This is a genomic window from Rhizobium leguminosarum, assembly GCF_001679785.1.
In the GTDB taxonomy this organism is placed as follows: domain Bacteria; phylum Pseudomonadota; class Alphaproteobacteria; order Rhizobiales; family Rhizobiaceae; genus Rhizobium; species Rhizobium leguminosarum_R.
The window spans coordinates 3,945,360-3,965,822 of the sequence record NZ_CP016286.1; the positions used below are offsets into that span (position 1 = coordinate 3,945,360).

General features: G+C 59.3%; 18 protein-coding genes, 1 tRNA gene and 2 pseudogenes. 11 read left to right on the forward strand and 10 right to left on the reverse strand.

Annotation, left to right across the window (positions count from 1 at the left end; all coding sequences use genetic code 11):
* Positions 1-6: 6 nt before the first annotated feature.
* From BA011_RS19260 to BA011_RS19280, 5 genes are all read right to left on the reverse strand, one after another.
* Positions 7-1,650 carry an ABC transporter substrate-binding protein gene (locus BA011_RS19260; RefSeq protein ID WP_065281629.1) on the reverse strand — a complete coding sequence of 548 codons (1,644 nt, stop codon included), beginning with the start codon at positions 1,648-1,650 and terminating at the stop codon, positions 7-9.
* A 37-nt stretch (positions 1,651-1,687) separates the two neighbouring features.
* A complete protein-coding gene (locus tag BA011_RS19265; RefSeq protein WP_065281630.1) occupies positions 1,688-2,746 on the reverse strand; it encodes a dipeptidase in 1,059 nt (352 codons plus the stop codon).
* Positions 2,747-2,995: 249 nt separating this feature from the next.
* Positions 2,996-4,021, reverse strand: coding sequence for an ABC transporter permease (locus BA011_RS19270; RefSeq protein ID WP_017962559.1), 1,026 nt, complete (start codon positions 4,019-4,021; stop codon positions 2,996-2,998).
* A gap of 34 nt (positions 4,022-4,055) precedes the next feature.
* Positions 4,056-5,597, reverse strand: coding sequence for a sugar ABC transporter ATP-binding protein (locus BA011_RS19275; protein WP_065281631.1), 1,542 nt, complete (start codon positions 5,595-5,597; stop codon positions 4,056-4,058).
* 69 nt (positions 5,598-5,666) lie between these two features.
* Positions 5,667-6,596, reverse strand: a complete 930-nt coding sequence (locus BA011_RS19280) for a sugar ABC transporter substrate-binding protein (protein WP_065281632.1) — start codon at positions 6,594-6,596, stop codon at positions 5,667-5,669.
* 374 nt (positions 6,597-6,970) lie between these two features.
* Here BA011_RS19280 and BA011_RS19285 point away from each other — a divergent pair, with 374 nt between their 5' ends.
* The gene (locus BA011_RS19285; protein ID WP_065282597.1) at positions 6,971-7,468 is read left to right on the forward strand and encodes a DUF1993 domain-containing protein; all 498 of its coding nucleotides are present in this window, start codon (positions 6,971-6,973) and stop codon (positions 7,466-7,468) included.
* A gap of 15 nt (positions 7,469-7,483) precedes the next feature.
* Here the strand turns inward: BA011_RS19285 and BA011_RS19290 are convergent.
* Both BA011_RS19290 and galE read right to left on the reverse strand, forming a co-directional pair.
* Positions 7,484-9,044 (reverse strand): annotated as a pseudogene (locus tag BA011_RS19290) (alkaline phosphatase family protein).
* Entirely contained in the window at positions 9,022-10,005 is a 984-nt protein-coding gene (gene galE / locus BA011_RS19295) for a UDP-glucose 4-epimerase GalE (RefSeq protein ID WP_025396443.1), read from the reverse strand. The pseudogene BA011_RS19290 and the gene galE overlap by 23 nt, the downstream one beginning before the upstream one ends.
* A 237-nt stretch (positions 10,006-10,242) precedes the next feature.
* Here galE and BA011_RS19300 point away from each other — a divergent pair, with 237 nt between their 5' ends.
* Together BA011_RS19300 and BA011_RS19305 are read left to right on the forward strand one after the other, a co-directional pair.
* Positions 10,243-10,887, forward strand: coding sequence for a ThuA domain-containing protein (locus BA011_RS19300; protein ID WP_065281633.1), 645 nt, complete (start codon positions 10,243-10,245; stop codon positions 10,885-10,887).
* A 157-nt stretch (positions 10,888-11,044) separates the two neighbouring features.
* Entirely contained in the window at positions 11,045-11,614 is a 570-nt protein-coding gene (locus BA011_RS19305; RefSeq protein WP_065281634.1) for a GNAT family N-acetyltransferase, read from the forward strand.
* Positions 11,615-11,647: 33 nt separating this feature from the next.
* On the opposite strand, the gene BA011_RS19310 is transcribed toward BA011_RS19305, so the two are convergent.
* A complete protein-coding gene (locus tag BA011_RS19310) occupies positions 11,648-11,902 on the reverse strand; it encodes a DUF2934 domain-containing protein (RefSeq protein ID WP_026158941.1) in 255 nt (84 codons plus the stop codon).
* Positions 11,903-12,102: 200 nt separating this feature from the next.
* Between BA011_RS19310 and BA011_RS19315 the strand changes: the two genes are divergently transcribed.
* The 4 genes and pseudogenes from BA011_RS19315 to BA011_RS45140 form a co-directional block, all read left to right on the forward strand.
* The gene (locus tag BA011_RS19315) at positions 12,103-13,536 is read left to right on the forward strand and encodes a DUF6880 family protein (RefSeq protein WP_065281635.1); all 1,434 of its coding nucleotides are present in this window, start codon (positions 12,103-12,105) and stop codon (positions 13,534-13,536) included.
* 34 nt (positions 13,537-13,570) lie between these two features.
* Positions 13,571-14,131, forward strand: coding sequence for a DsbA family protein (locus BA011_RS19320; protein ID WP_065281636.1), 561 nt, complete (start codon positions 13,571-13,573; stop codon positions 14,129-14,131).
* 300 nt (positions 14,132-14,431) lie between these two features.
* Positions 14,432-16,063 (forward strand): ArnT family glycosyltransferase, encoded by a 1,632-nt coding sequence (locus tag BA011_RS19325; protein ID WP_065281637.1) that lies wholly within the window; start codon positions 14,432-14,434, stop codon positions 16,061-16,063.
* 6 nt (positions 16,064-16,069) lie between these two features.
* A pseudogene (locus tag BA011_RS45140) lies at positions 16,070-16,159 on the forward strand (thioredoxin); the annotation flags it as partial.
* 340 nt (positions 16,160-16,499) lie between these two features.
* Here the strand turns inward: BA011_RS45140 and BA011_RS19330 are convergent.
* Together BA011_RS19330 and BA011_RS19335 are read right to left on the reverse strand one after the other, a co-directional pair.
* On the reverse strand, positions 16,500-17,009 hold the full coding sequence (locus BA011_RS19330; RefSeq protein ID WP_151343499.1) for a hypothetical protein: 510 nt from the start codon (positions 17,007-17,009) through the stop codon (positions 16,500-16,502).
* 901 nt (positions 17,010-17,910) lie between these two features.
* Positions 17,911-18,000, reverse strand: a tRNA-Ser gene (locus BA011_RS19335).
* Positions 18,001-18,304: 304 nt separating this feature from the next.
* On the opposite strand from BA011_RS19335, the gene rplU reads away from it, so the two are divergent.
* The 4 genes from rplU to BA011_RS19355 all read left to right on the forward strand — a co-directional run bounded on the left by rplU (position 18,305) and on the right by BA011_RS19355 (position 20,292).
* On the forward strand, positions 18,305-18,622 hold the full coding sequence (gene rplU / locus BA011_RS19340) for a 50S ribosomal protein L21 (protein WP_003543907.1): 318 nt from the start codon (positions 18,305-18,307) through the stop codon (positions 18,620-18,622).
* A 33-nt stretch (positions 18,623-18,655) separates the two neighbouring features.
* Positions 18,656-18,925 (forward strand): 50S ribosomal protein L27, encoded by a 270-nt coding sequence (gene rpmA / locus BA011_RS19345; protein ID WP_003543909.1) that lies wholly within the window; start codon positions 18,656-18,658, stop codon positions 18,923-18,925.
* A gap of 126 nt (positions 18,926-19,051) precedes the next feature.
* Positions 19,052-19,708, forward strand: a complete 657-nt coding sequence (locus tag BA011_RS19350) for a GNAT family N-acetyltransferase (RefSeq protein WP_065281639.1) — start codon at positions 19,052-19,054, stop codon at positions 19,706-19,708.
* A complete protein-coding gene (locus tag BA011_RS19355; protein WP_065281640.1) occupies positions 19,705-20,292 on the forward strand; it encodes a GNAT family N-acetyltransferase in 588 nt (195 codons plus the stop codon). Before BA011_RS19350 ends, BA011_RS19355 begins: the two co-directional genes overlap by 4 nt.
* The last annotated feature ends 171 nt before the right edge of the window (positions 20,293-20,463 follow it).

Below are 20,463 nucleotides of genomic sequence, written 5' to 3' on the forward strand. Positions count from 1 at the left end.
GCCGGACTATTCCTTGGCGATCGGACCGACGAAATTGGTGTCGAAGCTCGGACCCAGCTTGAAGTCCTTCAGGTTCTTGCGGTAGCCGGCCACCTCGGTCTGCTGGAAGATGAAGACGAAGGGGCTGTTTGCCAGGTACTTCTTCTGGATGTCCTGATATATGGCGGCGCGCTTGGCGGCATCGCGTTCCAGAAGGGCTGCCTTGGCTTGCTTGTCGAGCTCCGGCGCTTCCCAGCTGTTGCGCCATGCGAGCGTCTTCACCGTGCCGGCATCGGAATTGTCGGGATTGCCGGTAAAGGTATCGGCATTGGAATGCGGATCGAAATAGTCCGAGCCCCACTGGCCGATATACATGTCGTGGGTGCGGGCGCGGTATTTGGTCAGTGTCTGCTTGCCGTCGCCGGGGATGATTTCCATCTTCACGCCGGCCTGCGCCAGCGTCTGCTGCATGGATTCGGCGATACCGGTTACCGGCTGACTGTTGCGCACGTCCATGGTGATCGAGAAACCGTCGGGTACGCCGGCCTTGGCCAGCAGCTCCTTGGCCTTGGCGACATCGAGCTTGTAGGGATTCTCATCGAGCGCGCCGAGCTGGCCCTTCGGCAGGAAGGTCTGGTGGATCTCGCCGATCCCCTTGATCAGCGTTGCGCCGATCGCATCGTAGTCGACCAGATATTTGAAGGCTTCCTGGACTTCCGGCTTCTTCAGATTCTCGTTCTTGTTGTTCAGGCTGACATAATAGATCGTGCCCTTCGGCGCACTCGTTGTCGCGAGATCGGGATTCTTCGAAACGGCGTCGATGTCGCCCGGCTCAAGATTGCGGGCGATATCGATATCGCCGGCTTCGAGCGCCAGGCGCTGGGCAGCGCTTTCCTTCATGTAGCGGTAGATGACGCGGTTGAGCTTTGCCTTGTCGCCATAATAATTGTCGTTGCGCTCCAGCACGACGACTTCGTTGGCGCGCCATTCGCGCAACTTGTAGGCGCCGGAGCCGGCATAGCCGGTCTTCAGCCATTCATTGCCGAAATCATTGTCGTATTTGTGGTCGGCATCGGGCGTCACCGCCTTCACATGCTCCAGCACCAGCTTCTTGTCGACGACGGAAGCGACAGTTGCCGTCAGGCAATTGAGCACGAAACTCGGCGCATAGGCCTTGTCGACCGTGAAGACGAAGGTGCCGGCATCGGCCGCCTTGGCCTTTTCCGTGACGTTGTCGCCGGTCAGGCCGAATTGGGTGAGGATGAAGGCCGGGCTCTTGTCGAGCTTGACGGCACGCTCGAACGACCAGGCGACATCTTCGGCGGTGATTGGGTTGCCGGAGGCGAATTTCAGGCCTGACTTCAGCTTGAACGTATAGGTAAGGCCGTCATCGGAAACGCTCCAGCTCTCGGCCAGATCGCCCTTCACCTTGGACGTGTCGTCCATGTCGAGACGGACGAGCAGGCTGTAGCTGTTGGTGGTGATTTCGGCGGTCGAAAGCTCGAAAGCCTCGCCCGGATCCATCGTGATGATATCGTCGATGGCGAAACCTTCGACCAGCGTATCCTTCGGCGTCTCGGCAAAGGCCGAGGGTGCGGCCATCATCAGCAGTGAAAACGCAGCTCCCGCGGAAAGCAGGCGGAAATTACGGTTGAGCTTGGTCATCATCATGGTCTGTTCCCCTGTTTTTTGATTGGATACGAAAGGCTTAGGCGTGGTCCTCCCGCCAAGCCTGGGCCAGAATGCGAAGCCAGTTTTCACGGGCAAGTTTTGCCAGGTCGGCATCAGCATAGCCAACCTCTCTGAGAGCGGCAATCAGCTTCTGATTACCGGCTGCATCGCCGATTTCCTCGGGAATGGTGGCCCCGTCGAAGTCCGATCCGAGCGCCACGCAGTCGATGCCGATGCGGTTCACAAGATAGTCGATGTGGCGGATCATGTCGGCAAGCGGCGTGTCGCTGTCCGAGCGGCCGTCGGCACGCAGCATGGCGGTGGCATAATTGATGCCGACGAGCCCGCGGCTTTCGCGGATCGCATCAAGCTGCCTGTCCGTCAGGTTACGCGCGACCGGCGTCAGGGCGTGGGCATTGGAGTGGCTGGCGACCAGCGGCTGGTCCGTCTTCTTCGCCACGTCCCAGAAACCCTTCTCGGTGATATGGGCAAGGTCGATCAGGATACCGAGGCGATTGCATTCCCTGACCAGCGCGAAGCCGGCATCGGTGAGGCCCGGCGCCGTGTCCGGCGACATCGGGAAGGCGAAGGGCACGCCGTGACCGAAGACATTGTGCCGGCTCCAGACCGGACCGAGCGACCGCAGCCCCGCCGCATAGAATACCTCGAGCGCCGAGAGATCGGCGCCGATCGCCTCGCAGCCTTCCATATGCATGACGGCGGCGAAAATGCCGTCCGCCATGGCGCTGCGGATATCCTTCACCGTCCGGCAGAGCCGCCAGGCGCCGGCCTGGTCGAGCCGCAGCGCGATCGCCGCCATTTCATTGGCGATGGCAAGCGAAGGCAGCGGATCGAGAGGCGCCGCCATCGGCGTGATATAGCGACCGCTGGCATCCGGATCGGCGAAGACGAGATCGCCCGAAGGAATATAGATGGCGCAGAGACCGCCTGAAAGACCGCCCTCTCTAGCCCGATGCGCATCGATATGGCCGACCGTCGTACCGTCTGCGAATTCCGAGATCGGATCGCTGCCGTCTTTTGAATGTGTCCAGAGCCGAAGGAGAACGTCGTTGTGACCGTCAAATACGAATTGCATCTGTCTTCCTGCGCTGCCCTACTGCATAATTCCTTAAATCGGAATCGATTTAAGAATAAAATTATGCAGCATTCAAAGTGCTACAGCGTCCTTTGCGCGTCTTTTCAGACGCGCGGCGCTGTAGAGGGCGAATGAAGCGGCCAGAATAGAAAAGCTGACGGAATTCGCCACCTCTTTTTTTAGAAATCCGTCGGCGCTGAAAATGAAACGGGGGCCGAAGCCCCCGCAAATACCATCGCATGCCAGAGATCAGTGTTTGCGGCGTTTCTTCTGTCTGTAGACGTCGATGACGACAGCCGCGACGATGATGAGGCCCTTGACGATCTCCTGGTAATAGGCGTCGATCCTGAGGAACGTGAAGCCGGAAGTCATGACGCCGAGGATGATGGTGCCGATGACAGTGCCGGTGATGCGACCGACGCCGCCGGTGAGCGAAGTGCCGCCGATGACGGTCGCAGCGATCGCGTCGAGTTCATATCCGACGCCCATGCTGGCCTGTGCGGTTTCCGCACGTGCCGCCGTGACGATACCGGCAAGACCGGCAAGCAATCCGGCAATCACATAGACCTTGACGAGATGCGCCTCGATGTTGATGCCGGAAACACGCGCGGCCTGCGGGTTTGCGCCGATGGCATAGGTGAACTTTCCATAGCGCGTATAGCGCAGCGCAATGTGAAAGATCAGTGCAACGACCAGGAAGACGACAACCGGCCAGGCTTTCGTTCCGATGAAATGAAACTGCTCGGTGACCCCGGAAACCGGCTGTCCCTTCGTATACCACTTCGCGACACCTCTGGCCGAAACGAACATACCAAGCGTGGCAATAAACGGCGGGATCTTCGTGTAGGCGATGAGCGCGCCGTTCGCGAGGCCAGCGGCCGCCCCGATCAGCAGACCAACGACGATAGGCACGAAAGCAGGCAGGTCGGTCAGCGAGGGAAAAACGGCTCGTCCCCAGGTCGAGGATTGGGCGAAGCTTGTTGCGATCATCGCCGTCATGCCGACGACCGAACCCGACGAAAGATCGATGCCGCCGGTGATGATGACCTGCGTGACGCCGACGGCGATGATGCCGATGACGGAGACCTGCAGGATCATGATCGTCAGACGCTGCGAATTCATCAGAAAGCTTTGGCCGATGAACATCCAGCCGAGCACCTCGTAGATGAGCGCGATGCCGACGAGCACGAGGAAAATGCTGAGCTCCGTCGGTATGCGCCGCCGCCTTTGCCGGGTTGCGAGCGGAGCCGCGCCCTCTGCTGCCTTGGTAGTCATGTCAAACCTCCCTTGGGCAATCGCCGTCAACGCATCACTGCGCAGCCAGCTCCATCACCTTGATCTGCGTTGCTTCATCGCGATTGAGGAAACCGGTCACGCGTCCCTCGTGCATGACCATAATGCGGTCGCTCATCCCAAGAACCTCGGGCATCTCGGACGAGATCATCACCACCGCCACACCGTCTCGCGCCATCTCCGTGACCAGCCGGTGGATTTCCGCCTTGGCGCCGACATCGATACCGCGCGTCGGCTCGTCGAGGATGAGGATGCGCGGATTGGTGAGCAGCCAGCGCCCGATCAGCACTTTCTGCTGGTTGCCGCCCGAAAGATTCTCCACCCGCTCGTAAAGATTGGGCGTTTTTACGCGCAGCTTTTTTGCCATCTCTTCGCAGGTTGCCTCGACTGCACCCTGCTGCACGAAGCCGCCCTTGACGTATCTGTCCTGCAGAACGGCGATCTGCATGTTCTCGAGAATATCGAGGATCAGCAGGCAGCCGGTATCTTTCCGGTCTTCGGTCAGGAACGCCATCCGATTGCGGATGGCCTCGGTCGGCGAAGAAATGGTCACCGGCTTGCCGTAGAGCTCGACCGAGCCGGAGCTTGCCGGCGTAACCCCGAACAACGTTTCGGCGACATTCGACCGGCCGGAGCCGACGAGGCCGGCCACGCCGAGGATTTCGCCGGCCCGGACCTCGAAGGAGACATTGTTGAAGACGCCCTTGAGACACAGATCCTTGACGGAGAGCACGACCTCGCCGATCGGCACCTCTTCCTTGGGAAACATCTGGGTGATCTCGCGCCCGACCATCATGCGAATGATGTCGTCGCGGGTAACGTCGGTCGAGGCGTGCGTGCCGATATAGCGGCCGTCGCGGAAGACGGAGAATTCGTCGGCGATCTCGAAAAGCTCGTTCATCTTGTGGGTGATGTAGACGATGCCGATGCCCTGGGCCTTGAGGTCGCGGATGATACGGAAAAGATGCTCGACCTCGCGCTCCGTCAGCGCTGACGTCGGCTCGTCCATGATCAGCACGTCGGAATTATAGGAAACCGCCTTGGCGATCTCGACCATCTGCCGGTTGGCGACCGAGAGGTGCCGGACCTCGATATCAGGATCGATTCCAATATTGAGCCGAGTAAACAATTCCTCGGTCATGCGGTGCATCACGCCGTGATCGATGAAGCCGAGGCGGTTCTTCGGTTCGCGGCGAATCCAGATATTTTCCGCGACCGTCATGAACGGCATCAGGTTCAGTTCCTGGTGGATCATGGCAATACCGTTCTCCAGCGCGTCGAGCGGAGATTTCAGCTGGATCTCGATCCCCTTCAGGCGAATGTCGCCCTTATCGGGCGTGTAGATGCCGGCGAGGATCTTCATCAAGGTCGATTTGCCGGCGCCGTTTTCGCCCATCAGTGCATGCACGGAAGCGCGCTTCAGCCGGAACTGCACGTCGTCGAGTGCGACGACACCAGGAAATTCCTTGCGGACACCCTCTGCGCTCAAGAGATATTCCGCATTCGGGACGGCGCCGCTTGCACGCACGGCGGCCATGGTTGTCGGGCTGACGGCCATATCATCTCCTCCAGATACGGGTAGGCGAAAAGGATGCGGGCAAAGCCCGCATCCTTTGTGGCATTCGCCTCAGTTCTTGGTGACGAAGTCCTTGACGTTGGCAGGCGTGACGAGCTGGAAGGGAATGTAGACCTTCTTCTCGATCTTTTCGCCCTTGGCGAGCTTGAGCGCTGCATCGAGAGAGCCCTTGCCCTGGCCGGCGGCATCCTGGAACACCGTGACGTCGAGATCGCCCGCCTGCATGGCGGCAAGCGCGTCCTGCGTGGCGTCGACACCGCCGACGACGACCTTGCTCATGTCCTTGCCGGCTGCCTTCAGCGCCTGGATGGCGCCGATCGCCATTTCGTCGTTGTTGGAGATGACGGCGTCGAACTCGATGCCGCTGGAGAGCCAGTTGGTCATCAGGTCGGCACCCTGGGTACGATCCCAGTTGGCCGTCTGCTCTTCGACGATCTCGATGCCTTTGCACTCATCGGTCTTGATGACGTCATGGACGTCCTGGGTCCGCATGCGCGCAGCCTGGTTGGAGAGCTCGCCCATGATGACGACAGCTTTGCCCTTGCCGCCGAGAATACGGCAGATTTCCTTGGTTTCCAGCGTGCCGGATTCCAGCTCGTTGGAAGCGACGAAGGCCTGCTTGTCCGGCAGCGTGTCGACGTTGACCGGCTGACGGTTGACGTAAACCAGCGGTATGCCGGCATCGGCTGCGAGCTTCGACATCGCCGTGGTCGCATCGGTATCGACAGGGTTGACGATGATTGCATCGACCTTGGAGGCGATGAAATTCTGGATCTGGCTCTGCTGCTTGGAAACGTCGTTCTGCGCGTCTTCGACCTGCAGCGTCACACCGCTCAGTGTCTTTGCATAATCGGTCATGCCGTTGCGCAGAACGGTCAGGAAATTGTCGTCGAATTTCGCCATCGAGACGCCGACCGTTTCTGCGTGAGCGGCCGTCGACAGGACGAGCGCCATCGCAGTGCCCAAGATAAACTTTTTCATTTTCACTTCCTCCACAAAGCGGTGCCCGGCTGCACCCTCCTCACGCCGGAGCTCCAGGCATTTGCTCTGAAGCCGCAATTCTCCGCGCCACCTCTCCCGCGGCGCTCCGCAAAACGGAACAAACAAACCGTCAAATCTGTTCTGCGGAATATTCATTCCATTTTCTGGGGACGACGTCAAGTATCTTTAGCGGCGACGAGATATGGAGAGAGCGCAATGCCATGCGAGGCTTCAGGACCGACGCCCGCATTCCCTCTGTTGTGAAAGACCAGGCGAGCATCCATCTATGGGAGGTCGAAGACGGGCTCACGGCCGCAGACGCCTTCGACCTCTCGCCGCGACCCAATCATTTGAAGATTTTGGAGACAGGACAGATGTCCATTTCGATGTATCGCCTTACCGTTCCGATGTTCCAGCGCGGCCTCGCCAGCCTGAAAACCTACCTCGACAAGGCCGAAGCCTATGCCAAGGAGAAGAATATCGATCCTGCCATATTGGTAGCCGCTCGCCTGGCGCCCGACATGCTGCCGCTCTCCGGCCAGTATCAGCGCGCCAGCGACACCGCCAAATTTGCGCTCGCCCGCCTGACGGCGACCGACGCCCCGAAGTTCGAGGATAACGAAACGGCGTTCGAAGACCTTCGTGAGCGCCTGGCAAAGACTGAAGCCTATCTCGCCGGTTTCTCGCTGGAAGCATTGGAAGGCACGCAAACCCGCCAGATCACCCTGCCGGGAAAGAGTGGTATCGTGCTGCCGGGTGACGACTATATCGCCACCTTCGCCCTGCCGAATTTCTATTTCCACGTCGCAACGGCCCACGCCATCCTGCGTAGCCAGGGTGCGCCGATCGGCAAACGCGATTATCTCGGTTGAGTGATTGAGTGAATATCAGGGCCGGTGCGTCACCGGCCCCCTTTCCGTCAGCTCGGTATAGGCGAGCGTCTGATCGAGATGGCGTGCTCTGAGCGACAGCAGCTTCTCGGCATAGTCGAGCCGTATCGCCGCATAGGCCGAATCCGCCGCGACATTGTCGAGCTCCATCGGATCGTCGGCAAGATTGAAGAGCAGCGGTGGCAAAGCGGTAAAATGCACATATTTGAACCGTGCGTCGCGGATCACCGCGAGATTGCATTCGTTGGGCCGCAGCCGGAAATGCCGCTCGGCCTCGCCATGCGCAATGTCGCGGAAATCGAATTCCCAGAATGCCGCATCCCGCCAGCCCTGTCCGCTCCCACCCCTGACAAACGGCATGAGCGACCGGCCATCGAGCCCGTTCTTCGCGTCGATGCTGAGCCTTTGGCAAAGTTTCGGAAAAATATCGGCAGCGCTGGTGAATTTGTCGACGACCCCACCCGCAGCACTGCTTGCGGGATCGCGTATGACAAGCGGAATATGATAGCTGCCGTCGAAGAAGCCACCCTTGCCGAGCGTCCAGTGATCGCCCGCCATCTCGGCGTGATCAGAGGTGAAGATAACAAGTGTGTCGTCCCAGGCGCCCGCATCCTTGAGGGCCTGCCAGATGCGGCTGACCTGCGCATCGACCTCTGATATCATGCCGTAATAGATCGCCCGGATCGCGGCGAAATCCTCAGCGTTCCAGCCGCTGAGCGGCCCCGCTGCACCGTGGATGAAGTTGCCCTTGTCGGAGCGTGGCATGGCATAGGCGAGGTAGGGATGACTGTCCTGTTCGGCTTCGAAGTTTGCCGCGCGTGCAAAAACCGGTCCGTCCCCCGGCTTGAACATGCGGTTGAACGGCTCCGGCACGGAGAATGGCGGATGCGGACGTAAGAAAGAGATATGCGCAAACCACGGCCTATCCTGTTCGCCCATCCAGCGAATGAATTCGCCGGCCAGGAACGCCGTCTGGGTCTCCTCGCTGGAATAGGCCGGCGCTGCATCGGAAATGTCTCCAGCTCTGACACCAACCGGAATATGGATGTCGCGGCTGACGGCATCCGCATGGCCGCGGGACCTGAGCCAGGAGAGCCATTGTTTCTCATGCTCCGGTAAAAGCTGGCGGGCGGTAAAACCCGACAGCACGCCTTCGTAGGTCGTCAGATGCGGATCGCCGGCATCCATCCCGCGCGGATCGGGCGCCGTATCCGTGTAGCCAAACAGCGTCGGGTCGTATCCCGCCCGCCGGGCGGCCAGTGCCAGATTGTCGAAGCGAGCATCGAGCGGCGAACCGTTGCGGCAGACGCGGTGGTTCATCTGATAGAGACCGGTATAAGAGTGTGGCCCGCGCCGGCGAGCAGGGCGCCGCCCCGGCATAGTGCCGCCGGAAGAGGGTGCCTTCACGCGCCAGCGCATCGACGGCAGGCGTCTTTACGCAGGCATGGCCGACGGCCGACAGGCAATCGCCGCGCCACTGATCCGCCGTGATCAGCAGGATGTTCGGCCGGCGGGCTTTCTCAATGCGGGCTTTCTCAATGCTGGTTGGATTTTGCATGCCAGTCCCAGGCGGAGCGAATGATCTGAGACAGATCATACTGCGGCACCCAGCCGAGCACGTCGCGCGCCTTGTCGTTATTGGCGACCAGCGTATGCGAATCGCCTTCGCGACGGCCGATATATTCGACCGGGAAAGGCCGGTTCGACACATCCTCGATCGCGCCGAGCAATTCCTTCACCGTCGTGCCGGTGCCGGTGCCGAGATTGAGCGCAACGGAATCGCCGCCCTTCAGCAGATACTCGACGGCGCGCACATGCGCATCGGCAAGATCGAGCACATGGATATAGTCGCGCACACAGGTGCCGTCGCGGGTCTCGTAATCGCTGCCGAACACCTTGAAACCCTGGCGGCGGCCGAGCGCCGCATCAATCGCCAGCGGTATCGCATGCGTTTCCGGCTGATGCCATTCGCCGATCCGGCCCTCGAAATCGGCGCCGGCGGCATTGAAGTAGCGCAGCACCACCGAGCGCAGGCTCCTGTACTGGTCGTAATCGGCAAGCGCCTGCTCGACGATATATTTCGTCCGCCCGTAAGGATTGATCGGCACCTGCCGGTGCGTCTCGTCGAGCGGCACGCTCTGCGGCAGGCCGTAGGTGGCGCAGGTGGAGGAGAAGACGAAGGCGTTGATGCCGGCCGCCTGTGCCGCCGAAAGCAGCGTCAACGTGCCGATCACATTGTTCTCGTAGAAGGAAACCGGATCCTTGACCGATTCCCCGACCTCGATCAGCGCCGCGAAATGCAGGATCGCCGCCGGCTTGTGTTTGGCCAGTACCTCATCCAGCCGGGCGCGATCGCGAATATCGCCTTCCTCGGCCGGCCCCCATCGGACGAACTCGCGATGGCCGTTCGAAAAATTATCGAAGACGACAGGCCTATAGCCCTTGTTCGCCAGATCGAGGCATGTATGCGAGCCGATATAGCCGGCACCGCCGACGACAAGAACCGTTTCACCTGCCATGCACCACCCTTATTTTTCATTGAGAGATGGAAGAAACCTAGACGAGATACACGTCAATAAAAAGAAGGAACTGCGATCGGCGTCAATGGACAATACGTTAAATGCCGAAGTCGTCCCATTCGTGCGGTTTGTGCCGGATCAGCAAGTAGTCTTGAATTATTCGCGTGATTTGCACAGTCGCCCGATCTAATGGGCTTCCCACCACCATGTGATGATCAACGGTCTAGGAGAGCGCGAATGAGAAAGGCATTGATCGTTTGGGGCGGCTGGCAAGGCCACGAGCCGGAGCAATGCGCCGATATCGTCGCCGATCTCCTGCGCGAAGACGATTTTACGGTCGAGGTGACCGACGATCTCGGCGTATTCGGGTCTGCGGCGCTGGCGAAAGCCGATCTGCTGGTGCCGATCATTACCGGCGAAAAGCTTGAGAAGGAGCATGCCGCTGGCCTCGTCGAAGCCGTGCGCGGCGGGCTCGGGCTCGCCGGCCATCACGGCGCGCTCGCCACGTCCTTCAAGGAAAGCGCGCCTTTTCGCTATGTCTCCGGCGTCACCTGGGTCGCCCATCCCGGCAACATCATCGACTTCCGCGTTGCCGTCACCCGCCAGGACGATCCCGTCATGGAGGGCATTCCCGATTTCGACTATCGTTCGGAGCAATATTATCTCCATTACGATCCGACCGTCGAAATCCTGGCGACCACCACCTTCACCGGCGCCTACGATCCGGCAGCCCGCAATGTGGTGATGCCCGTCGTCTTCAAGCGCCATTTCGGCGCCGGCCGCATCTTCTATTCCGCCCTCGGCCATGTCGCGGCCGAGTTCGACCATCCCTATATGCCCCTCATCCTGCGGCGTGGCCTCAGCTGGGCCGCACGCCAGTAGCGCCAGAACGATCGCCCGCGGATGAGGATCGGCAACGATATCCGGGCGATGTCGGCGGCTAAAGAACGCGGATTTCAGGCTGGAGGGCAGCCTCGCCTGATCGGCCGGCATGGGGCGGCCGCTTGCCGATCGTCCGCCCGCGCCATAACTTGCCCCGATGCAGGATCGCTTCTCTTTCTTCCCCGCCACCGCCGACCGCCTGGCCGACATAGAAGCGGTATTCGACGATTGCGCCGACGGCCGGAATTGTCGCTGCGCCTACTGGTATCTTCCGAATGCCGACTACAAGGCAGGATGGGGCGAGGGGAATCGTAACTGGTTCCGAAGCCTCCTCACCCAACCGCGCCCGCCCGGCATTCTCGGCTATTGCAAAAATGAGCCGGCCGGATGGTGCGGTGTCGCGCCGCGCGTCGTGTTCGACCGGCTGCGCCGTTCAAAACCCTTTGCTCCAGTCGATGACAGGCCGGCCTGGTCGATCAATTGCTTCATCGTCCGTAAGTCGTTCCGGCAGCAGGGATTATCGCGATTATTGCTGAAATATGCCGTCGAATTTGCGACGGTAAACGGAGCCGAATGTCTCGAGGCATACCCCGTCGACCAGGCAGCCCGTGCCTCGAACGGAGCCGAGCTTTATCCGGGAACGCTCTCGATGTTTCTGGATGCCGGTTTCACCGAAGTGGCAAGACGCCTGCCTGCAAGACCGGTCGTTCGCCTCGAATGCCGCTGAATATTTCGGCAACCCAGGGATTGATAATATGACTTAGCGGGCCGCCTTGATCTGCCGGTCGTTCTCCAAGGCGGGACCCGCCTCGTCATAGATCCGCATCAGCCGCCCGGCGGCCTTGAGCTTCTCGATGAGGTCGTTTCCATCAGGCGAGGCCTTCGTCCGCTCCAACTGCTCGAACTCCCTCAGCGCCTGCGCCCAATGGCTTTCCCCACGCCCATCCGGCCTGCCTTCCGATTCCCATAGTGAATAAGCGCGCTGGCTGACCCAGGCGTCTTTATTATGACTCATAATCAACCCCAGCGAGAAATTTGGAAGCAATATTCGACAGGCAACAAGGTGCCAAAACCGGCTTTAGGAGTCGTTACGAGGCAGCGTTAGTTTTTAGCTAATAGCGACGTGCCGAAGGATTATCCCGCGTACACATTCTCGGACCTTGGCCCCGTACTGGCTCCAGGATAGGGTCACCGCAGAAACGACAGCGATGACCGATGGCAGCCAAGACAACACTCAATGCGAAAAATCTCGAATCCCTTGGTGCACAGCGCCTTGCCGAGCTGCTGATCGAGATCAGCATGGGCAGTGCCGCCCACAAGCGACGGCTTCGAATGGAGCTTGCCGGCAATCACGGCAGTGCCGAGGTGGCGCGTGAAGTGCGAAAGCGGCTTTCCAGCATTGCCCGTGCTCGCACCGTCATCAACTGGCACAAAGTGAAAGCGCTGAAAAGCGATCTGGAAACCCAGCGCAAGACGATTGCAGAAACGGTTGCCGCCGATGATCCCCAGGAGGCTTTCGAACTGATATGGCAGTTCCTCACATTGGCGAATCCGATTTTTGAGAGATCCAGCGACAGCAGCGGTTCTCTCATCGAAAGTTTTCATCAGGCTTGCGAGGATGCTGCCGCAATCGCCGCGTCCGCCAAGATCGACTCCAATGTCCTGGCCGAAAAGGTGTTCAAAGCCGTGCAAGATGATGGTTACGGTCAGTACGACAACCTCATTGCGGCGATGGCGCCCGCTCTCGGTAAGGATGGCCTCGATTGTTTGAAGACCCTCTTCGTCCAATGGTCCAAGGAGCCAAACGACAAGCCGGCTAATGACAAGCGCAAGGTCGTCGGCTGGGGCAGCGCAAGCCCCCTTTACGAAGATGAGATCTTCGGCACGCACCGGGATCTGACGGTGCGCATAGCCTTGCAGGAAATTGCCGACGCCCAGGGCGATGTTGATGCCTACATCGCTCAGCAACCCGAGAAAACACGCAGGATGCCGGTGATTGCGGCCGACATCGCCAATCGTCTGGTCTCGGCCGGCCGGGCGAAAGAAGCGCTTGAGATGCTGAATGAGGTCGATACGAAGAGCCGGGCCATGCCATTCGAATGGCAGCGCGCCCGCGTCGAGACACTCGAGGCCCTGGGGCGGGGAGAGGAGGCTCAAACCTATCGATGGACGTGCTTCGAGCAGTCGCTGCACGATCAGCATCTCCGCACCTTCCTCAAGCGACTGCCGGACTTCGACGATCTGGAGGCGGAGGAGAAGGCATTCGCCCATGCCCAGGCTTTCCCGGACGTCCACCAGGCGCTTGCATTTTTCCTGCTTTGGCCGGCACCCGCCGAAGCAGCGAAACTCGTGATGAGGCGGAAGGCGGAACTGGACGGCAATCTCTATGAGCTGATGTCGGCGGCGGCCGAAGCTCTGGCGGAGAAACATCCGCTTGCGGCAACCATCGTCTTGCGCTCCATGATCGATTTCACGCTCGAGAGCGGCCGCTCCAGCCGCTATAAGCATGCGGCGAGGCATCTTGCGGACTGCGCGTCCTTTGCGCCTCATATCGATGACTTCGGCAACGCAAGATCCCATGACGCCTATGTCACAGAACTCAAACGTCGGCACGGCAAGAGGTATGGCTTCTGGAGCCTGGTGACCTAAGTCGCTTCAGACATCTCACCTCCGGAGGAATTCCATGACCACCATCGCCTGGCACGCCGATCCACTGACTTGGGACAACGGACCCCGCATCTTCGAAGCCTTTCTGGAGCCGACTTGCCCCTATTCGGTCAGGGCGTTCAACAAGTTCGACGAACTGCTGAGCCAGGCCGGCGAAGACAAGATCACCGTGAAGATCCGCCTGCAGTCGCAACCTTGGCATATGTATTCGGGCGTCCTCGTCCGCTGCATCATCGCAGCCTCGACGCTGGAAGGCGGCAAGCAGACAGCAAAGAAAGTGATATCAGCCATTGCCGCCCATCGCGAGGAGTTCGAGTTTGAACGCCATGCCGGCGGCCCGAATATGGATGTAACGCCGAACCAGATCATCGAGCGCTTGGAAGGCTACAGCGGCGTCAAGCTGAAGGATGCCCTCGCCATCCCGGATCTCGACCGGGAGATCAAATGGCACTGCAAATATGCCCGGCAGAACGGCATCCATGTCTCGCCGACCTTCATGATCGACGGGCTGGTGCAGTCCGACATGAGCAGCGGCGACGAGGTTGGATCCTGGGTGAAGAAGGCGCTGGGGAGCTGACGCTGGCCATGTGCCAGAGACTATCAAGGTGAGCCGTCTCGCCGCTGCCCTTATTGTGTTCGTACGGGGATGGAATCAGTAATGAATCTGGGCTAATTGCTTTTTAAGGCTTTGCTGGTGAACTGCCCTCATGAAAAAGCCGCCCCGCAAGCCTTTCAAACCGCTGCTCGGTGAAGCCTACGAGCCACTTCGCAGCCGACAGCGCCGACGGCCTAATCCCGCTCAACCAAATCTTCCTCTCGATCGGATGCCGGCACCTATCGCGCCGTGTCGGGCGTCAGTGGGAAGGACACGGTTCAGATGAGCGACGACCCGAAATTGAATCGTGCCGAAGGTCAGCAATGTCTGCAGCAGACGAGCGACTGCGACATGGTTGCTCGCAAATACCCGAGCCTCGACACTGCGATCTTGCTGGGGATCCTGTTTATTGCCATCGTCTTCAGGTTTCATAAGATCACCTTACCGCTGGTCGACGGCTTCAGCTGGCGCGAGATAAGCACCGCAATGATGGCCGACAATTTCCAGCAGCGCAGCTGGAACATCTTCTTTCCGGAGGTCAGCTGGACCGGGCCCGGGCCAAGCTATCAGGGCCGCGAGTTCCAGATCGTCAGCTATCTCACAGCCTTGCTCTACCAACTCTTCGGCTGGCAGGACTGGTTCGGCCGCGTGGTTGCGGCATTCTTCGGTCTGGTGACGGTGTTTTCGCTCCACAGGCTGACGGCGCTATGCTGGAACGAGATGCACGCCCACGCGGCGGCACTTGCCTACGCGCTGATGCCGGCGGCGATCATGATCGACAGCTCCTTTCTTCCCGATCCCGCGATGCTGGCCTTGGTCACTCTTGGCGTCTGGCTGTTCGCCAAATACTGGGCCGGCGGCAGCGGCTGGCTCTTGCCGCTCGCCACGGTCAGCTTCTCGCTCGGCGTGCTGTCAAAGCCACCAGGCATCGCGGCCGGCGCCGCCATCTTCTATCTGATGGTCTGCTGGATTCGGGAGAAGAAGCAAAAGCAGGCGACCTGGGTCTTCCTGTCGGGGCTTTTGAGCCTGGCCATCATCGGCGCTTACTTCAGCTGGGCGATTTATCTCGGCCGCAGCTATCCGCCGTTTCATGTCGCCGGCACCGGCGGCTATATCTGGGATTACGGCTTCTGGACTTATGTCAGGGACAGATTCTACTTGAAATCCTTGTGGAACACCTCAGTCTTGTGGTTCTACGGCTATCCGTTCCTGGTGCTGCTGGCCGTCGGCTTGTGGATACCGCTCAGCCGCGCCGAAGACCCTAAGCAACGCAGCCTTTCGGCCATTCCCTATGTGTGGCTGACTGCGGCCATCATCCTCTATCTGGCGGCGGCGGGCGAGATCACCAGCAATGTGTGGAACTTCCATATCTTCCACGTGCCTATCGCGATGTTCTGCGGCCACGGCGCGCTTCTTCTGGCAACGCTTGCATCGAGAACCGTTCTGACGCCGGCGGTGGTGCTTCGCTCGGTCTTCATCGTGGCCATCGCGCTTGCCTGGTCGACCTTACCCCTCGTCAGGACGATGAAGAAGCCAATCGCCATGAACGGCAAGCTGCTTGGCGAGGAACTGGCACGGTTGGCGCAACCGGGCGACCTCGTCGTCGCCATCGCGCCTGAGGTCGGCGATCCCGTCGCAGTCTACTACAGCAGGGCGCGCGGCTGGGTGTTCCCGCCCGGCGGAGGCGATGCGGAATGGTCGAAATTCGTTGCCGATGACGCCACTGCGATCGCGCAGCTCGAGGAACTGCGCGCGCAGGGCGCGGATCTGTTCGGCGTGGCCAAGAATGCCACCGACAAGGAAGGCCGGCTGTTCGTCGAGCATCATGATGGGGTTATCGACCATCTGGACAGGACTGCAACCAAGCTTGCGGATTTACATAATTTGCTGATCTATAGGATCACCCGTCCATGAGAGCCGCGACAATCTGGCATCCATGTTTCGCCGACCTTCATGATCGACGGGCTGGTGCAGCTCGACATGGATGGCGGCGATGAGGTTGGAGCCTGAAGAAGGCGCTGGGCAACTGAAGCCGACCGTGTGCCAAGATTATTCCACCGGCGTATTTGTCTTCTGCCTAATTCTCTCCAGTCATGGATATCAGGCAGGACGCATTGCAAGCGGGATAGGCGTTTGCAATCTTTCGAGTTCCGTAATCGACTCTGGTACGGCCCTGGAATGGATGTGATTCTGCGCCCGCCACGGCAGTAACCCGGCAATCACAAAACACTGAAGCCCGGGAAGCTTATGGTGGAGAGCGTGGGACTCTCTACCAAGTTGGCTGTAACTCGTTGATATCCAGACACATCATTCGCCATTCGGGTGTTTATCAAACGAGGCATGTCAACAGTTATGGCACTTTCAAGAAGCTACAAGTGGCCAGAGTAACTCGGGCCACCTCTTCCATGAAGAGATCCAAGATGGCTGCCCTTTGGCGAACACGTTCTGCCCACTCCTTCGAGACTCGCCGATAATCAGCATTGTGCTCGCGCCGCCATCCTGAACCTTCTCTGGCGGTCGCAATTGATTCTGTCAGGAAGATTCGATCGAGTGCCAGGTCTTGAAAACGCTCGTGGTGATGGATCCCATTCCTTGCTCGTAGTTCTTCATCGAACGAGCGCTCAAACAGCTTGATGAATGGACCTACATCAAGCTGGTAGCCCGGTACTGCGACCTTTACCGCCTTGAAGTGTTTTTTAAGCCTCTCCTTCATTTCATAAAATCTACTAAAGTACATCTCACAAACATTAGTCAAATGATCGTATTTACTCACCTCTTTGCTCCGGAACGGATAGTTCCTGAAGTAATATTCCGTCTGCTTTAAGACGTTTAGCGTTTGGGTCAGCCCCAGGTAGTTCATGATGACGTCGTGTTGAAGCTCAATCTCCGCCGGAAAAACGAAATCGCCAACCTGTTCTCTGGTAGAAAAGGGATCGTCATAATGCAACGATGGCCGAGGCGCTTTCTCCGGTAATCTTTCCAACCGGGGTGTTTTTCAAGGGCTGCTATCCAAATGCTGATGGCTCTCGCCATCAGATTCACAGATGTATTGCTCATCCTGAAGCACCTATCGATTCGTATCCCGAATAGCATTGCATCTGTCGGCGCTTGACGCATGCGTCGTACCGCATTGAACATGGAAACCCATGACAGAGCTCACAACCCTCCGGCGGTCTTCACAAGGTGCTCCAAATGCTGAGCGACACTCGTGACATTGTAGAGCCGCCGTTGACGATAATTTGAGCCCAGCTCGGATACGACACCTCCGGCGCCAAGCCAAACTTTACCCAGCCAGCCAAATTTGTTGACCACCGCACGCAGGGCTTGAGCAAACTTGCCGCCGCCGCGCTCGGTGCGCTGGAAACATCCACCGTCGCGCCGTCGCGCAGGGCACCGAGCGCCAAGCATTTCAGGTGCGGTCTTCGCCTGCCGCGCCGGTTCCGATCGACGGCGACCTCCGGGACTTGATCCGGGAGCTTTCCAGGCGGATTTCGAAGTGGCGCATCGCGTCTGGAGACTCGGTGCGAAGGTGCCGTTGCGGGGAATCGAATTCACCGGCAAGACGGTGGAGAGTAAACGCAGGACACGCCTCAATGAGACGACCGAAATCATTCCTAAGGGCATTCGTAGCGGGGTTCGACCAGCAAGGAGCTCGATGGGAACGACAATCTGAAAAGGGGCGTCGCTTTTTCGATGCGTCAGACATGATTCGCCGGGTATTCTCGTGGGGCGAGACAAAAAAGGCGAATTTCATTTAAATATGGCGGAGAGGGTGGGATTTGAACCCACGATACCCTTGCAGGTATGCCGCATTTCGAGTGCGGTGCATTCGACCACTCTGCCACCTCTCCGCGGTCTGGTCGGCGCTTGTTCGGCGCGGGCGTTCTCATAACGGGCAAATGACAGGCTGGCAAGCCGAAAAGTCGAAGCATTCCATCCTTTTGCCTTGACACCTTTTTGTCACTCGCGTATCTCGGCTGCGCAATAGGTTTGGAGAAATCCGCGCCTTGGCCGTCCCGCGCTCGCGCGGGGCTTCACCGGCAGGACGAGTTCGAGGATTACACCTCTGAAATCCCTGCTTAACTTCGACTGATAAAAAGACAGCCACCTGCTGGATGAGCGGGGAGCGCTGGAACGAACATGAAAGGATAAAAAATGTTCGCAGTCATCAAGACCGGCGGTAAACAGTACCGTGTGGCAGCCAACGACGTGCTGACCATCGAAAAGCTGGAAGCCACCGCTGGCGACTCCATTGAATTCACCGAAGTGCTCGTGATCGGCGAAGGCGCCGACGCTGCGATCGGTGCGCCCTTCGTTACCGGCGCCTCTGTCAAGGCAGAAGTCGTCGAACAGAACCGCGGCAAGAAGGTCATCGCCTTCAAGAAGCGCCGCCGTCAGAATTCGAAGCGTTCGCGCGGCCATCGTCAGCATCACACGGTCGTCCGTATCACGGACATCGTGGCTGCCAAGTAAGATCAACGGGACAAGGTTTAAAGGAGAACTCCAATGGCACACAAAAAAGCTGGCGGTTCATCGCGCAACGGTCGCGATTCTCAGTCCAAGCGCCTTGGCGTGAAGAAGTTCGGCGGCGAAGCCGTCATCGCAGGCAACATCATCGTGCGTCAGCGCGGTACTGAGTGGCATCCGGGTTCCAACGTCGGCCTCGGCAAGGATCATACGATTTTTGCACTTACCGCCGGCAATGTGAACTACCGAACCAAGGCCAACGGTCGCGTCTACGTGTCTGTCATGCCGAAAGCGGAAGCAGCGGAATAAGCCGGTAGCGCTCAAAAACAGCCGGCGTCTCATCGACCCGGCTGGCCGTATCAGGTTCAGTCTAGAAAACAGGGGAGATGGGGCGCCATCTCCCCTTTTTCTTTACCCCTCAAGGAGGACTGAACCATGCAAGGCGAATTGTTAAGGGTAGACCAATCACGGTCTCCCCGGGAAGACCAGCGGTCTTCCACGGAGCGGCTGAGGCCGGAACGGTTAAGGACCGATTGCCCTGTCTTGTTATCGGAAAGGCTCGTCATGCGCGCGCCCCACGAAGAAGACATCGACGCCCTTGCCCATCTCGCCAATAACGCCAAAGTCGCCACCATGGTATCGCGTATGCCGCACCCTTATACCGCCGATGATGCTGCCGACTTCGTGCGTCGCACGAAAAATGGCGAGATTAGCAAGTGCGTCTATGCGATCACCAAAGCCGAAAACGGCGCCTTTATCGGCTGCTGCGGTGTGGAGCCGCAGACTGACGGCAGGACCGTCGAGATCGGCTACTGGCTGGGCGAGCCCTATTGGAACAAGAGTTATGCGACCGAGGCCTGCCATGCCCTGGTCGATATGGTGTTCAGGACCCGTCAGGACGTCGATCAGATCGACGCCCGCTGCCGGGTCATGAATGTCGCCTCGCGCCGCGTCATCCAGAAGTGCGGCTTCCAGTTCCAGGGTTCGGGGCTCGCCGCCTCGCTGGCGCTCGGCAGCAATGTGCCGGTAGAATGGTATAGGCTCGACCGCAAGACCTGGATGTCCCTCCGAAGCTGGGGGAACATCGCATGAGCACGACGGCACTGCAAAGGCCTGAGGTCAAGCCGATGATGCCCGGTCCTGCGCCTGTTATCTCGACCGCCCGGCTGACGCTCCGCCCCCACAGGCTGAGCGATGCGCCTGATATCGCGGAATCGCTCTCCGATTTCGCGGTCACGCGCATGCTGTCCCGCGTACCCGCGCCGTTCGACCGGCAGGATGCGCTGGACTGGCTGATCCCGGTCACATCAGGCACCCTGCCCGACTGGCCGCTGGCGATTACCGGTAAGGACGATGTCCATATCGGTAACGTGTCGATCGAGTTGCGCCACGGCCGCTGGCACCTCGGCTACTGGCTGAACCGCTATTACTGGCGGCGCGGCTATATGAGCGAGGCGGTGGCGGCGATCATCGAGCGCTTCTCGCGCCGCATGCCGGAGACGCCTGTTCATTCGGGCGTCTTCGCCGACAACCCGGCTTCGCTGCGACTGCAGGAGAAGCTCGGTTTCCGCATGACGGGTTGCGGCGAAATCTATTGTTTCGCCCGCAACACCATGGTGTCGCACATCGAAACCGTGCTGCAGCCGGGCATGCTGCAGCCGCGGAAGGTCGCCTGACTGCATAATTCCTTAAACCGGAATCGATTTAAGGATAAAATTATGCAGCTTTCAAAGTGTTACAGCGTCCTTTGCGCGTCTGAAAAGACGCGCGGCGCTGTAAGCATGATGCCGAAAAGTGTATGCGGTTTTCGGACAACATCATGCTCCAGGACTAGAAAGGAGACGCCG

Bases quoted from the DNA above. Each gene is read 5' to 3' on its own strand.
- BA011_RS19260 (WP_065281629.1), bottom strand. From the start codon at position 1,650: ATGATGATGACCAAGCTCAACCGTAATTTCCGCCTGCTTTCCGCGGGA.
- BA011_RS19265 (WP_065281630.1), bottom strand. From the start codon at position 2,746: ATGCAATTCGTATTTGACGGTCACAACGACGTTCTCCTTCGGCTCTGG.
- BA011_RS19270 (WP_017962559.1), bottom strand. From the start codon at position 4,021: ATGACTACCAAGGCAGCAGAGGGCGCGGCTCCGCTCGCAACCCGGCAA.
- BA011_RS19275 (WP_065281631.1), bottom strand. From the start codon at position 5,597: ATGGCCGTCAGCCCGACAACCATGGCCGCCGTGCGTGCAAGCGGCGCC.
- BA011_RS19280 (WP_065281632.1), bottom strand. From the start codon at position 6,596: ATGAAAAAGTTTATCTTGGGCACTGCGATGGCGCTCGTCCTGTCGACG.
- BA011_RS19285 (WP_065282597.1), top strand. From the start codon at position 6,971: ATGTCCATTTCGATGTATCGCCTTACCGTTCCGATGTTCCAGCGCGGC.
- galE (WP_025396443.1), bottom strand. From the start codon at position 10,005: ATGGCAGGTGAAACGGTTCTTGTCGTCGGCGGTGCCGGCTATATCGGC.
- BA011_RS19300 (WP_065281633.1), top strand. From the start codon at position 10,243: ATGAGAAAGGCATTGATCGTTTGGGGCGGCTGGCAAGGCCACGAGCCG.
- BA011_RS19305 (WP_065281634.1), top strand. From the start codon at position 11,045: ATGCAGGATCGCTTCTCTTTCTTCCCCGCCACCGCCGACCGCCTGGCC.
- BA011_RS19310 (WP_026158941.1), bottom strand. From the start codon at position 11,902: ATGAGTCATAATAAAGACGCCTGGGTCAGCCAGCGCGCTTATTCACTA.
- BA011_RS19315 (WP_065281635.1), top strand. From the start codon at position 12,103: ATGGCAGCCAAGACAACACTCAATGCGAAAAATCTCGAATCCCTTGGT.
- BA011_RS19320 (WP_065281636.1), top strand. From the start codon at position 13,571: ATGACCACCATCGCCTGGCACGCCGATCCACTGACTTGGGACAACGGA.
- BA011_RS19325 (WP_065281637.1), top strand. From the start codon at position 14,432: ATGAGCGACGACCCGAAATTGAATCGTGCCGAAGGTCAGCAATGTCTG.
- BA011_RS19330 (WP_151343499.1), bottom strand. From the start codon at position 17,009: ATGAACTACCTGGGGCTGACCCAAACGCTAAACGTCTTAAAGCAGACG.
- rplU (WP_003543907.1), top strand. From the start codon at position 18,305: ATGTTCGCAGTCATCAAGACCGGCGGTAAACAGTACCGTGTGGCAGCC.
- rpmA (WP_003543909.1), top strand. From the start codon at position 18,656: ATGGCACACAAAAAAGCTGGCGGTTCATCGCGCAACGGTCGCGATTCT.
- BA011_RS19350 (WP_065281639.1), top strand. From the start codon at position 19,052: ATGCAAGGCGAATTGTTAAGGGTAGACCAATCACGGTCTCCCCGGGAA.
- BA011_RS19355 (WP_065281640.1), top strand. From the start codon at position 19,705: ATGAGCACGACGGCACTGCAAAGGCCTGAGGTCAAGCCGATGATGCCC.